The 14,964-nt window shown below is 34.4% G+C and carries 11 protein-coding genes and 1 pseudogene; 8 read left to right on the top strand and 4 right to left on the bottom strand.

All coding sequences use genetic code 11. The features are described 5' to 3' along the window. Positions 1–117 precede the first annotated feature (117 nt). From lytS to msrB, 7 genes and pseudogenes are all read left to right on the top strand, one after another. Positions 118–1,887: a two-component system sensor histidine kinase LytS gene (gene lytS / locus SB773_RS15190; protein ID WP_410590685.1), complete on the top strand. Its 1,770-nt coding sequence runs from the start codon at positions 118–120 to the stop codon at positions 1,885–1,887. Next, positions 1,865–2,605, top strand: coding sequence for a LytR/AlgR family response regulator transcription factor (locus tag SB773_RS15185; protein WP_002130151.1), 741 nt, complete (start codon positions 1,865–1,867; stop codon positions 2,603–2,605). The genes lytS and SB773_RS15185 overlap by 23 nt, the downstream gene beginning before the upstream one ends. Before the next feature lie 133 nt (positions 2,606–2,738). Then, the gene (gene lrgA, locus SB773_RS15180) at positions 2,739–3,170 is read left to right on the top strand and encodes an antiholin-like murein hydrolase modulator LrgA (protein ID WP_410590683.1); all 432 of its coding nucleotides are present in this window, start codon (positions 2,739–2,741) and stop codon (positions 3,168–3,170) included. Between the two features lie 34 nt (positions 3,171–3,204). After that, positions 3,205–3,897 (top strand): antiholin-like protein LrgB, encoded by a 693-nt coding sequence (gene lrgB / locus SB773_RS15175; RefSeq protein WP_000168872.1) that lies wholly within the window; start codon positions 3,205–3,207, stop codon positions 3,895–3,897. 333 nt (positions 3,898–4,230) lie between these two features. Continuing rightward, positions 4,231–5,274: an AI-2E family transporter gene (locus SB773_RS15170; protein WP_002089894.1), complete on the top strand. Its 1,044-nt coding sequence runs from the start codon at positions 4,231–4,233 to the stop codon at positions 5,272–5,274. Positions 5,275–5,365: 91 nt separating this feature from the next. Continuing rightward, positions 5,366–5,833, top strand: a pseudogene (gene msrA / locus SB773_RS15165) (peptide-methionine (S)-S-oxide reductase MsrA); the annotation flags it as partial. A 45-nt stretch (positions 5,834–5,878) separates the two neighbouring features. Then, on the top strand, positions 5,879–6,331 hold the full coding sequence (gene msrB, locus SB773_RS15160) for a peptide-methionine (R)-S-oxide reductase MsrB (RefSeq protein WP_370458379.1): 453 nt from the start codon (positions 5,879–5,881) through the stop codon (positions 6,329–6,331). Positions 6,332–6,356: 25 nt separating this feature from the next. Here msrB and SB773_RS15155 read toward each other — a convergent pair whose 3' ends face one another. Continuing rightward, positions 6,357–9,473 (bottom strand): efflux RND transporter permease subunit, encoded by a 3,117-nt coding sequence (locus SB773_RS15155; RefSeq protein WP_410590680.1) that lies wholly within the window; start codon positions 9,471–9,473, stop codon positions 6,357–6,359. A 299-nt stretch (positions 9,474–9,772) separates the two neighbouring features. On the opposite strand from SB773_RS15155, the gene SB773_RS15150 reads away from it, so the two are divergent. Continuing rightward, on the top strand, positions 9,773–10,645 hold the full coding sequence (locus SB773_RS15150; protein WP_410590678.1) for a TetR/AcrR family transcriptional regulator: 873 nt from the start codon (positions 9,773–9,775) through the stop codon (positions 10,643–10,645). A 55-nt stretch (positions 10,646–10,700) separates the two neighbouring features. Here SB773_RS15150 and SB773_RS15145 read toward each other — a convergent pair whose 3' ends face one another. The 3 genes from SB773_RS15145 to SB773_RS15135 form a co-directional block, all read right to left on the bottom strand. Continuing rightward, the gene (locus tag SB773_RS15145) at positions 10,701–11,771 is read right to left on the bottom strand and encodes a hypothetical protein (RefSeq protein ID WP_410590676.1); all 1,071 of its coding nucleotides are present in this window, start codon (positions 11,769–11,771) and stop codon (positions 10,701–10,703) included. An 18-nt stretch (positions 11,772–11,789) separates the two neighbouring features. Next, positions 11,790–13,274 (bottom strand): MBOAT family O-acyltransferase, encoded by a 1,485-nt coding sequence (locus tag SB773_RS15140; RefSeq protein WP_410590674.1) that lies wholly within the window; start codon positions 13,272–13,274, stop codon positions 11,790–11,792. Between the two features lie 117 nt (positions 13,275–13,391). Further along, complete coding sequence (locus SB773_RS15135; RefSeq protein WP_410590672.1) at positions 13,392–14,945, bottom strand: ABC-F family ATP-binding cassette domain-containing protein; 1,554 nt, start codon at positions 14,943–14,945, stop codon at positions 13,392–13,394. Positions 14,946–14,964 lie beyond the last annotated feature (19 nt).

Below are 14,964 nucleotides of genomic sequence, written 5' to 3'. Positions count from 1 at the left end.
AATAAAGAGGGGATAGTTATGTGTAAAATATTTCAAAAGATATTGCATTCTTCTTGACGCCCACTTCATTATTTTCCCATAATAAAACTAACTCATATAAAAAGGAATGAATCACAGATGCTAAATTTAGTACTTATGATGATTGAACGCGTCGGACTTATTGTTATTTTAGGATTTTTACTCTCTCATATTAAAACGTTCAGGCGCCTTCTTCATAGACAAGATGGGTATGTAGATAAGTTTAAGCTTATTTGTATTTTTTCAGTGTTTACAATTGTCAGCAATTACACAGGAATTGAAATTGCCGGGAATACAATTATGAAAGAAAATTGGCTACAAGGTGTTTCGTCATCTAGTACAATTGCGAATACACGTATTATGGGTGTTGGAATTAGTGGATTGCTTGGTGGTCCTATCGTCGGTATTGGAGTGGGATCGATTGCGGGTATTCACCGTTATATGCTTGGCGGGACGACAGCGCTCAGTTGTGCCATCTCATCAATTTTAGCAGGTGTTATAACGGGGTATATTGGATACATTTTCAAAAAATATAATCGTGTAATTACGCCTAAATTTTCTGCGATTTTAAGTGTTTTTATCGTTACTTTAGAAATGCTTATGATTCTATTAATTATAGAAGATGGACTTAGTGTTGTAAAAACAATTGCGCTACCGATGATTCTTGTAAATAGTTTTGGCAGTTTCATTTTACTTTCGATGATACTAGCTATTTTACGACAAGAAGAAAACGCAAAAGCTTTGCAAACGCATAAAGTATTACGAATTGCTGATAAGACGTTACCATATTTCCGCCAAGGGTTAACAGAAGAGTCTTGTAAACATGTGGCACAAATTATTCACCGCTTTACGGGAACAGATGCGGTATCCTTAACAGATACAGAGGAAATCTTAGCTCACGTTGGATTAGCATCAGATCATCATATTCCTTCACACAGTTTAATAACAGGTTTATCAAAAGAAGTATTAAAAACAGGGAAAATAATGAAGGCAAAATCACGTGAGATTATTAATTGTCAACATGAAGGGTGTCCATTACAAGCGGCAGTTGTTATTCCATTAACTTCACATGGAAATACGATAGGAACATTAAAACTTTATTTTAAAAACCCTAATCAATTAAGTCGTGTTGAAGAAGAGTTAGCGGAAGGGCTAGCGAAAATATTCTCCACACAGCTTGAGTTAGGTGAAGCTGAGTTACAAAGTAAGTTATTGCAAGATGCCGAAATAAAAGCGTTGCAAGCACAAATCAATCCGCATTTTTTATTTAATGCAATTAATACAGTATCAGCTTTATGCCGAACAGATGTAGAGAAAGCGAGAAAATTATTATTGCAGCTTAGCGTTTATTTTCGTTGTAATTTGCAAGGGGCACGACAATTACTTATTCCATTAGAACAAGAGTTGAATCATGTACATGCATATTTATCGTTAGAGCAAGCGAGGTTTCCGAATAAGTATGAAGTGAAGATGTACATTGAAAAGGCACTAAAGGTGACTTTAGTTCCACCATTTGTGCTTCAGCTATTAGTTGAAAATGCATTGCGCCATGCTTTTCCGAAAAAGCAGCCAGTGTGCCAAGTCGAGGTACATGTGTTTGAAAAAGAAGGGATGGTTCACTTTGAAGTAAAGGATAATGGACAAGGGATTGAGAGTGAACGTCTAGAGCAATTAGGAAAAATGGTAGTTCCATCAAAGAAAGGGACGGGAACAGCCTTATATAATATTAATGAACGACTTATCGGGTTATTTGGGAAAGAGACAATGCTTCAAATTGAAAGTGAATTAGAGCAAGGGACAAAGATCCTCTTTGTGATTCCGAAAAAAGTAGAGGAGGAAAAACGGAGTGTTAAAAGTATTAGTAGTTGATGATGAAATGTTAGCACGGGATGAATTGAAATATTTATTAGAGAAAACAAAAGAAGTAGAGATAATTGGTGAGGCGGATTGTGTAGAGGATGCATTAGAAGAATTAATGAAAAACAAACCAGATATTGTTTTTCTAGATATTCAATTATCTGATGATAATGGATTTGAAATCGCAAATATATTAAAGAAAATGAAAAACCCACCTTCAATTGTGTTTGCTACTGCATATGATCAATATGCGTTGCAAGCATTTGAAGTAGATGCGTTAGATTACATTTTAAAGCCATTTGATGAAGAACGTATCGTACAGACATTAAAGAAATATAAAAAACAAAAGCAAATAAAGTTAGAAACAAAGCAAGATGTAAAGAGTGTAGATGTAACGGCCGAGATGCATAAATTAGCATTACCAATTGAGGAATCAATTGTACTTGTTAACATTGAAGATATTATTTATGTAGGGCTTGTAGATGGGAAAGTAACTGTAAAAACAATGAAAGAAACATATGTAACACATGATACGCTTGTCATTTTGGAAAAGAAATTACCACAAACAATTTTTATGCGTGTTCATCGTAGTTTTGTTGCTAATATTAATCATATTTCTGAGATACAGCCGTGGTTTAATTCGACTTATAACTTAATTATGAAAGAGGGATCCAAAGTCCCGGTTAGCCGTACATATGCAAAAGAACTTAAAAAGCTGCTTCGTATTTAAGAAGCAGCTTTTTGTATTTCGTCTGCCTATTTTTGTAACTAATTTTGTATATTTGACGTTCTGTTATGTAAACGCTTACAGTTCTATTTTTATCTTATACAATAAAGGTACCAAATCGAAAGAGGTGGCCAAAATGAGTACGAAAAAAGTATATAGTTTCTTATCACAAGCATTCATATTTTCAGCTATTATGTTAGTTTCTAATATTATTGCAACGCATTTACCAATTCCGATGCCTTCATCGGTGATCGGATTAGTTATTTTATTTAGCCTATTATGTTTAAAAGTTATTAAATTGGAACAAGTTGAATCACTCGGAACGGCTTTAACAGGTATTATCGGATTCCTTTTCGTTCCATCAGGTATTTCGGTTATTAATTCTCTCGGTGTAATGGGACAATATTCTGTACAAATTTTAACTGTAATTGTTGTCGCAACAATTATTTTACTCGCTGTAACAGGATTATTTGCACAATTTATTTTAGGAAAAGACGATAAAGAAATAGAAGATACGAAAGAATTGAAAGTAGTAAATAAAGGACGCAAGCACGGAAAAGTTGCGTAACCAATTTAGTATATATTGTTAGGAGGGAATGAACATGGCAAGCACAATGACTCCATATTTCGGAATCGTCGTTTCATTAATCGCATACGGAATCGGAACATTATTATTTAAGCATTCAAAAGGATTCTTCTTATTCACACCATTATTCGTAGCGATGGTATTAGGGATTGTCTTTCTAAAAGTAGGTAACTTTACTTTTGAAGAATATAATACTGGCGGAAAAATGATTAGCTTCTTCTTAGAACCAGCAACAATCGCATTTGCAATTCCATTATATAAACAAGTTGATAAGTTAAAAAAATATTGGTGGCAAATTTTATCGGCTATTGTGGTTGGATCTATTTGTTCAGTGGTTGTTGTGTTCATTGTCGCAAAAGCAATTGGTCTAGATACAGCTGTAATGAACTCAATGTTACCGCAGGCAGCAACAACAGCAATTGCATTACCAATCTCTGAAAGTATCGGTGGTATTCCAGCAATTACATCATTTGCAGTTATCTTTAATGCTGTTATCGTATACGCATTAGGAGCTTTATTCTTAAAAACATTTAGAGTTAAACATCCGATTGCTAAAGGTTTAGCGCTTGGAACAGCAGGACATGCGTTAGGGGTTGCAGTAGGTATCGAAATGGGTGAAGTAGAAGCAGCTATGGCCAGTATCGCTGTGACAGTGGTTGGTGTCGTAACAGTGGTGGTTATTCCAATGTTCATGCCGTTTATTGGATGATAAAACTTACTAAAAAAATATAAAAGCAAGTTATTTGTAGGACGGATTTCTACTGATAGCTTGCTTTTTATGTTACAGTAGTGGTAAGACCTATTGAAGGATAAAAGTTTCCTTAAATCTTCATTAATACTACGTATAATGCGTTCTGAAATAGGTCATTGTATTGTAAAATAAGAAGTAACATAATATATAGCACAATTAACGGGTGGTTAGGGTTGAATATAAATTGCTCGCAATGGCTTTAATATTAAAGGATAATTATAAGTAGAGGATAGAGAGAGATCTACTTGTTAACGTTTTACTTTATAGGACAGGAGAGAGTACTCGTCGATTATGCAAATAAAAAACCTGTTTCAAAGCAAAGGATTTCAGAGGTTAATCGTATTAGTATTACTTGCTCTCATATTGTATGGGATGCAAAGTATGTTAAATTTAATTTTAATTACGTTTATGTTGACGTATTTAATGGATCGATTCCAAAAGTTTATTTCTCGTAAATTAGATCATTTCATGCCAATTAATCGAAAAATTATTATAGCGCTTTTATATGTAATGTTGGTGGCAGGAATTGCCATTACGCTATTTAAATATTTACCGGTATTAACAATACAAATTTCACAATTGATTTATCAATTTAATGTATTTTTAAGAAATCCACCTGATAGTGAATTAATTAAGTATGCAGTTAATGCTGTTAATCATATGGAGCTTTCTAAATATGTGGGGCAAGGCGTAGACATTTTGTATAAATCTATTACGAATGTTGGGAAATTTGGCCTTCAAGTTTTACTTTCTGTAATTTTAAGCTTATTTTTCTTACTTGAAAAAGCACGTATCGTTGCTTTTACTTCGAAATTTAAAGAAAGCCGACTTGCAATTTTCTATAACGAAATAGAGTATTTCGGAAAGAAATTTGCACGTTCATTCGGAAAAGTAATCGAAGCACAATTTTTAATTGCAATTGTTAACTGTGTTTTATCTGTTATTGCATTATGGATATTAGGATTCCCGCAATTACTAGGTTTAGCGTTAATGATTTTCTTGCTTGGCTTAATTCCAGTGGCGGGTGTTATTATCTCGTTATTCCCACTCTGTATGATTGCTTACAATATTGGCGGTATTATGTATGTCGTTTATATTGTAGTTATCGTAACAGTAATTCATGCACTTGAGAGCTATGTATTAAATCCGAAGTTTATGTCTCAAAAAACAAACTTACCAATCTTCTACACATTTATGGTATTAATTTTCTCTGAGCATTTCTTAGGTGTGTGGGGACTTATTATCGGTATTCCAATCTTCATTTTCTTATTAGATGTCTTAGATGTGACAAGTGATGAAATGGAGAAGGACGTTGAAAAAAATAAAGTGAAGTAAAGAAAAAGCATCGATGTTCGATGCTTTTTCTTTTATAACATGACGTTCCTTATGCCATACTGTAAGGAGAAGATAGAATAGGGGTGAAATAATGGCTGTAAATGAAAAGATAGAGTTAGCTACGTTTGCCGGAGGGTGTTTCTGGTGTATGGTTTCGCCATTTGAAGAGATGGAAGGGATTATACAGGTTGTTTCAGGCTATACAGGTGGCCATAAAGAGGATCCAACGTATAAAGAAGTGTGCTCGGAAACAACTGGGCATTATGAAGTAGTACAAATTACATTTGATGCAAATAAAATGCCGTATGAAGAGTTGTTAAATATATATTGGAGACAAATTGACCCGACTGATATAGGGGGACAATTCCACGACCGCGGGCAGTCTTATGAAACGGTGATTTTTTATCATAATGAAGAACAACATAAAAAGGCAGAGGCTTCAAAAGAAGAGCTTGAGAAAAGTGGGCATTTTTCGAAGCCGATTGCGACAAAAATATTGCCAGCTGCTACGTTTTATCCAGCTGAAGAATATCACCAAGGATATTATAAGAAGAATACATTTCGCTATGAGTTATATCGTAAAGGCTCAGGTCGAGATGCTTTTATTAAACAACATTGGCCAAAGAATAATGCTCATTTAAAAGAAAGATTAAACGAGATGCAGTTTTATGTAACACAGGAAAATGGGACAGAACCGCCTTTTCAAAATGAGTATTGGAATCATAAAGAAGAAGGGCTTTATGTAGATATTGTTTCGGGGGAACCATTATTTACTTCTTTCGATAAGTTTGATAGCGGCTGTGGATGGCCGAGTTTTACGAAACCAGTTATGTCAGCTAGTGTGAAAGAAAAAATGGATGTTAGCCATAATATGACGCGTACGGAAGTGAGAAGTAAAGAAGGAGATTCACATCTTGGGCATGTATTTCCAGACGGCCCAGGACAAAACGGCCTTCGTTATTGTATTAATTCGGCAGCGCTACGCTTTATTCAAAAAGAAGATTTAGAAAAAGAAGGATATGGTGATTTCCTAATCTTGTTTGGGAATAAAAAATAACCTCGCAGTCAGCGAGGTTATTTTTTTATTTTACTTTTTTCTTTTTAAATTTGCTTAATGCTTCATAAACGATTGGAACAATAAGAAGTGTTAATAACGTTGAACTTGTTAATCCACCAATTACTGTTACGCCAAGTCCTTTAGAAATTAAGCCGCTACCTTCAAATCCTAATGCAAGCGGGATAAGAGCCCCGATTGTTGCAATTGCAGTCATTAAGATAGGACGCAGGCGTGTTGTACCAGCTTCTAATAATGCTTCACGTGTTGATAGGCCGTCATTTTCTTTATGAATAACACGGTCAATGAGCACGATTGCGTTCGTTACAACGATACCAATTAGCATAAGAGCCCCAATCATCGCAGATACGCTTAACGTTTCGCCAGAGATTAATAAGGCAACGAGTGCACCAATGATTGTGAATGGTAGCGAGAATAAAATTGCGAATGGTGCAAGGGCACCGCCAAATGTAACAACAAGAACGAAGTATACAATGGCAATCGCAGCTAACATCGCTAAGCCAAGTTGTTTGAATGATTCTTGAATATCTTGTGTAACACCACCCATAGAAACATCTATACCAGAAGGAAGATCCATTTTATCTACTTCTTTTTGAACAGCGGCAGATGCTTTTGAAACGTCATCAGATGTTAGTTTTGCACTAACTTCCGCATAAACACGGCCATCACGATGTGTTACTGTGTTAGAAGTTTCACCTTCTTTTACAGTCATAACATCTTTAACAGCAACTTCATTACCAAGTGGTGTTGTAATTTTACGATTTGTTAAGTCATCGATCGTTTCATAGTTTTGTTTTTCAGTTTCTACATATACATTTATATCTTTATTATCTTTTTTAATTGTTGTAAGAACAGGGCGGTCATGTTGATTAGAAAGTCCCATTCCAATTTGAGCAGCAGTTAGCCCCATTTTACTTAACTTTTCTTGATCAGCGACTAAAGTATATTCTGCATATGTTTTTGCAACACTAGAGTCTATGTCTTTTAAATCTTTATTTTTCTTCATGATATTTTGAATGTCTTTCACGACAGGCTTAATTTCTTCAGAGCTATCTCCATAAACGTATAGCTTAATTTCGTTACTACCGCCACCTGCTCCGAAATCTTGGTTTTTCCATTCACCTTTTCCAGACATCTTTTGTAAATCTTTAACGACTTGTTCTTTTTCTTTTTCAAAGTTTTTCGTATCGTTATCATATTGAACGAAGAACATCGCTTGATTTGTTTGACCAGGGCTCATTGGGTTTTCGCCGCCTAATGAGAATTGAATCGTTTTGACGTCTTTTTTATCTTGGAAATGCTTTTCAGCTTTCGTTGCAATTTTTTCAACGTCGTCTAACGTTTGACCTGGCTCAGGTTTGTACGTTGCGATAATCATTTTTTCTTCTTCAGATGGTAAGAAACTGACACCGATGATTGGTACAAGTGCAAGGCTGCCTACTAATAGGAGGACTGTGATACTTGATGTAATAATTTTATGGTTTAACGCCCATTCAAGTATACGTTTATAGCCGTTTGCTAATTTGCTTGGTTTTTCTTCATGATGTACTTCTTTTTCTCTCATGCTTTCCTTCTTAAATAAGGAATGTGCTAGCATCGGCACAATTGTAACTGCCACAAGTAAGGAAGCAAGTAGGGCAAAAACAATTGTTAAAGCAAATGGTAAGAACATTTCACCAATCATACCCTTTACAAGCCCAAGAGGTAAGAATACAGCGATTGTTACAATTGTAGAAGACATAATCGGGATAAACATTTCTTTCGTAGCTTCACGAATTAAATCTTTCCCACGTAATTTCTCTTCTGATAAAGACATACGTCGGTAAATATTTTCAATAACAACAATTGAGTCATCAACAACGCGTCCAATAGCAACTGTCATTGCTCCAAGTGTCATAATGTTAAGGGTAATATCCATTTGTTTTATTACTAAAACTGCAATTAATAAAGAAAGTGGTATAGAAACGACAGAGATTAGTGTTGTTCGAATGTTTCGCAGGAACAACATAATAATAACAATCGCAAAAATAGCACCGAAAATAGCTTTGCTAAGCATTGTTTCGACTGATTTTTCAATAGGCGCACCTTGATCGAATGTTGAAATAATCTCTAAGTCTTTATATTTTTTCTCAAGGTCCTTCACTTTATCTTTAACTGCATTTACAACATCAACTGTATTCGCATCAGCAGCCTTCACAATTTGAATACCGATTGCTTCTTTTCCATTCGTTCGAGAAATGGATTCTGCTTTTCCAACTTCTTTAATATCAGCAATCTCTTCCAATGTAACCGTTGGTATGCCATTCATAGCGGCCGGATTCATCTGTGGTGCTTGTGTTCCAGCACCAGCGTTTTGGCTACCTTGACCATTCGGTGATGAAGGGATAGCTGGAATTTTTAATTCTTTTAATGCTTTAATTGTTGTAATGTTACCATCGATAACAACTGATTTTTCCGTATCTTTAAATGTATATAAGCCAAGTGGTAACGATACGTCCGAACCTTTAATCATATTTTTTACAGTATCTTCACTTAAACCTAATTCTTTCATCTTATCTTTTTTGAAGACAAGCTGTACTTCGTCTACTTGTTGACCTGCGATTTGAACAGATGCGACACCATCAAGTCCTTTTAATCCAGGAACAACATTTTTTTCTACATTTTCTGTTAAGGCAGCTAAAGATTCATTTTTACTCGCTACGCTTAATGAAATAACAGGAAAGGCATTAAAGTTTACTCGTGAGACTTTCGGGTCTTTCACACCTTCTGGCAGTTTCACGTTTGCGAGCGATTCTTTAATTTCCGTTTCGGCTTTTTCCATATTTTTATCAAAATCATATTCTACCTGAATAGAAGATGCATTTTGATAAGATGATGAACTAACAACGTTTACACCGCTTAAATTTTGGAGTTGCTCTTCCATTGGTTTTGAAATTTTATCAGCTACTTCTTCTGGTGTAGCACCAGGATAAACCGTGGTTACTGTTACAATCGGTGTTGTAATATCAGGAATTGTCTCCAGCTTCATATTGAGTCCAGAATAAATACCCGCAATAGTAACAATAATGGTTAGTAGCCAAACTGCGAACTTATTTTTTAACGTGAAATTGATGATTTTGTTCATGTTTGCGCTCCCTTTTTATTATATTGACCGATCGGTCAGTCTAATACATAATATAACTGACCGATTGGTCAGTCGTCAATGAAAAGAGATGGTATAATAAAATCAAACTGCAAGTAGTCGGTTTCCTATTCTTTTTCTGATCATTGGCTTTTACTAACCGGATTTTATAGATGGAAAGGCTTCTATATAAACCATTTACTCGATTAAATTTTAGATGGGGAGTTTTATTTTCAGTTAATGTGGAATAAAATCAAGTTTGAATTTACATAAGATGCGAGATTAAATTTAGGAGAGAGAATATGAAAGAAAAAGAGCGCTTAATTATAGAGATGGCTATGAGGTTATTTGCAACTAAGGGTGTAAATGCAACGTCAGTACAAGAAATCGTAACCGCATGTGGTATATCAAAAGGAGCCTTTTATTTATATTTCAAATCAAAAGATGAGTTATTATTGGCCACACTTCGATATTATTATGACAAGATTCAGAAGAAAATGCTGGATATTGAAAAAGAATCTTTATTACCACGTGAAAAATTTGAAAAACAATTATATTGTCAGTTTACTGATGTGCAAAAACATAAAGAATTTATTATTATGCATGCAAGAGAAAATGCAATTCCATGTAATAAAGAAGTAGAAGAGTTTATGATGAGGATGAAATTAGAGTCTCATGCATTTTATCGGAATAGCTTACTGTCCATTTATGGTGAAAAGGTTATTCCATACTTGTTAGATCTAGTAATTATGGTGGAAGGGATATGCCGTGGGTATTTAGAATTAATTATTTTAAATGCACCAGAAATTGATCTATCCTATGTTTCGACCTTTATTTTACAGAGGATAGATAATTTAGTAGAGGGGCTTCTAGAATCTTCGGAGGAACCTGTCCTACATGAAGAGAGACTAGGAGAATTTCTTTGTAGTTCCGAGCTTATTAAGGAACAGGTGAAGGAACATTTTCTAAGTGAAATTATTGTATTTAAACGAGCATTAGCTGATCAATTAGGAAATGATGAATTGCTTGTTACGCTAGATGTTTTAGAGGCTGAAATACGGTTATCAAATCCAAGGATTCCAGTCATTAGAGGGATGTTAGCTAATTTAAAAAGTTACGACGAACTAACAGATTTTAGGTTAAGGTTGACTGAGTATTACAATGCGCGAAATTAAAACAGAAATAAATTACCAAGATAAAAAGGGCACCATTTGTAATGGGCCCTTTTTATTATTTAGGTCTTTCATCTGAATTTATTAGTTTAGAAGTATCGAAATTCTTTATTTCATTAGAGAAATCAGTTAGCCTTTGGTCATAATCATTTTTATTAGTAATAGGCTCAATTGTCGCTAATTGTTTTACAATCCAATCATTTATATATCTGTAATAGTGCGTTTGATCGGACATATAATTAGAAAGATTATACGTAACTTCTTTTTGATCTTGGAAATCATAGAGTTTTACATTTTTTAGTTCTTTTAATTTATTGTATACTTCTTTCTTAAATAACATATTTTCTTCTGTATGCTTTGGATCGTTTTTATCCATAACTACGTGATATGTTACTGGATACGGTGCATAGAAAAATGTAAACTGTACTTCCGGGTTTTGTTTTACAAGTTCAATAATATTAGAATCAAAAGATTTAAGCATTTGTTCATGATACCAACCCTCAATGATTGGTTGATGCGGTGTTCCATCGACAACCTTTTTGGCTATATCTACTGAGAAATTTGGCTCGTCATCTCCAAATTTATATAGCCAATGAGGATCCTGTGGAGATTTTGTTGGGTCTAAATTTAATTTCATGTTCTGTAATGCCGTTTTTCGAGAATATGGGCTAAGAAAATATTGGATATCATTCAATTTATTTGTATCATACATGTAAGTTGGGAACGGTGAAGTTCCTTCTGATACCCATTCAGATTTTCCAGAGAATGAATATAAATTAAGCTCCCAAATAATGTTTTTAACAGTTTTTGAATGCGTAGCTAACTGAGCTGTCATATTTTGTTCCCTTGCTGTTGAACCTGGAAGAGAGCCGTTAAAGCTTGTAGTATGAAGTAATTTATCAACATCAGGTTCAAGGAAATTTCTACCCATAGAAGTTCCTACAAATAAAGTATCATAATCCATATTTTTAACAAGTCCAGGCATTTGATAGCGTTCAGTAGCATAAAAATAATCATTTTTCTTAAATTTATATACGTACAATGGATCAAGCTTATAGACAATAGAGCAAACTATTCCAGATAAAATGAATAGGAATATAATAAACCAACATATAAAACGCTTATACATATTTTTCACCTACGGTTATTAGAAATTAAAGTATAAGAATGAACTTACACGATTTAAATACATTAAAGACAGTATAAACATGCTAGCTAATGCAAGAGCATAAATCGGTTTTGGACGAAAAGATTCTAATTTTTCTATAGAATTCTTCGTAAATAATACAATAGCCATTCCAATCGCTAGGTATAAGATAGTTTGGAAGTTAAATTGATTACCAGTTACTTGGAATGGGAATAAATTAGCGATTGAATAAATTAAATTATCTAATGTAGAAACACCGGTTAATGTTTCTGGACGGAATTGGATAAGTGCTGTTTGGATGTGCAAGTAATTTACATTGAACATGCGATTTAACATAGTTAATGCATCTTCTACTGAAGTTGCCCTGAAAAATACCCACGTTACATGCACAAATCCCATTGTTAAGATCCATGCGAATACTTTAGGCATTTTTCCACCTAAGTTTTTAAATAATCGGTGTATTACAATAGCCAATCCGTGTAAAACGCCCCAAATAACAAATGTCCATCCAGCGCCATGCCAAATACCACTAATAAGGAAGATTGTAAATAAATTTACATAAGTTCGAACTTGTCCCTTACGACTGCCCCCTAGTGGAATATATACATATTGAGTGAAAAATCGCCCTAATGTCATATGCCAGCGTCTCCAAAAATCTTGAATACTTAAAGATTTATAAGGAGAGAAGAAGTTAGTTGGTAATGTAATATTGAATAACAGCGCGGCACCTATTGCCATATCACAATATCCACTAAAATCAAAATACAGTTGTAATGTATATGCAAGCGATGAAATCCATGCATCAGTCGTAGATAGTTGATTTACGTTGCTAAAGCCAAAATCAGCCCATTGTGCTAGTGAGTCAGCAATTACTACTTTTTTAGTAAGACCGATTCCGAATATATAGAGGCCTTTTGCAATATTCTCAACGTTCAACTTTCTCTTGGATTCATCCTGGAATTGAGGTAGAACCTTACTATGATGGACAATTGGTCCTGCAATAAGTTGCGGGAAAAACGTTACGAATAAGCAAAAATCAATAAAGTTAAACTTTGTTAATTCTCTCTTATAACAATCTACTAAAAAACCTATCTTTTGGAAGGTGATAAAACTAATTCCTAAAGGCAATAGCAGCTTTAATAAAGGTATATCAGTTCCAAATATAGTATTTATATTGTCCAAGAAGAAATCAGAATATTTGAAATACCCTAGCAATGAAATGTTAAATATTAAGCCAACTGTCAATAATATTTTTCGAGTTTTTTTATTCGTTTTGTGTATGATTTGTTGGCCTATAAAGGCGTTTGTAAATAATGAAACTCCTATCAGTAATAGATATTTCGCTTCAAAATATGCGTAAAAGTAGAGGGACATGCCCACTAAGAAAATTTTCGCAATGTTTTGATTGAATTTTTGCAATATAAAATATCCAATTACTGCTACAGGTAAGAAATAAAGCATGAATTCATAAGAATTAAAAAGCATATTATTGCCTCCAGCGTAAATAAAATCTTGCCTCTATAAAAAGCGTGACAACAGAATAAGATGTCGTCACGCAAAGTATAGTATATCATAAAATCATGGTTAATTATCCCATGTATATTATTTTTTGTTTTGTGCCCATTCTTCTATGTTCCAAACTTTTGTTACCCAGTTTTCATAAAAGTCTGGTTCGTGACATACAAGAAGGATTGTCCCTTTATATGCTTTCAGAGCTTTTTGAAGTTCTTCCTTTGCTGTAACATCAAGATGGTTTGTTGGCTCATCGAATAAGATCCAGTTACTTTCTTCACCCATTAGCTTACATAAACGAACTTTTGCTTGTTCGCCACCACTTAATTGATTTAGCGGGCGAGAGATATGCTCATTTTTTAATCCGCATTTCGCTAACATTGCACGAATTTGATGTTGGTCCATGCTAGGGAATGTGTTCCAAACATCATCAATTGGTGTTATATTATCCGCTTTTACTTCTTGCTCAAAGTATGCAGGCTCTAAGAAGTCACCAAGGCTTGTTTTCCCACTCAATGGTTTGATTTTTCCTAGAATTGTTTTTAGTAATGTTGATTTACCAACACCATTACATCCAACGATAGCAATTTTTTCACCGCGTTCAATTGTCATTGTTAGTTTTGGCAATAAGGGATGTGTATATCCGATTTCTACATCTTCACCTTCAAAGACGAAACGACTACTTGCACGACATTCTTTAAATGAGAATTCGGGCTTAATTGCTGTTTCAGGACGATCAATACGCTCCATGCGATCAAGTTGTTTTTGACGACTCTTTGCACGGCCTGTCGTTGAATAACGAGCCTTGTTCTTCGCAATAAAGTCTTCTTGCTTTTTAATAAACTCTTTCTGTTTTTCATAAGCATTTATATGTTGATTTTTATTAATTTCGGCTAACTCTAGAAATTTTTCGTATGTCGCTGTATAGCGCGTCATTTTCGTGAATTCTAGATGGAAAATAACATCAACACATTTATTCATAAATTCCGTATCATGGGAAATTAATAAGAATGCATGCGGGTATTCTTTTAAATAATTCGATAACCAATTAATGTGTTCAACGTCTAGATAGTTGGTAGGCTCATCGAGTAATAACACTTCTGGTTGTTCAAGTAATAGCTTTGCAAGTAATACTTTTGTACGTTGTCCACCACTTAGTGCTGAAACATCACGATCTAAACCGATTGCATCAATTCCAAGACCTCTTGCTGCTTCTTCAATTTTCATATCTAGTAAATAGAAACCACCTGCTTCGAGAGCATCTTGGATTTCTGCCATCTGCTCAAGAAGTGCCTCTAATTCTTCTGGTGTTGCAGTTCCCATTTTTTCTGCAACTTCATTTAAAGCTTTTTCTTTTTCAAATAAAGGTAAAAACGCGTCAGCTAATACATCACGAATTGTGCGACCAGGTGTTAAAATTGTATGCTGGTCTAAGTAACTGTAATTTGTACCAGGTGTCCATTCTACACGGCCTTCATCATGGATAAGTTGACCAGTAATAATATTCATAAATGTTGATTTACCAACACCGTTTGCACCGACTAATCCGACATGTTCTCCTGCTAGTAAACGCATGGATACATCTTTAAATAATGTGCGATCGCCAAATGTATGGCCTAGTTTTTCTACTGTTAATAAGCTCATAGTATCCTCCGTCCAACTT

The organism is Bacillus sp. SIMBA_074 (genome assembly GCF_046534555.1).
In the GTDB taxonomy this organism is placed as follows: Bacteria; Bacillota; Bacilli; order Bacillales; family Bacillaceae_G; genus Bacillus_A; species Bacillus_A mycoides.
This window is presented reverse-complemented; position numbering and strand designations above follow the sequence as displayed.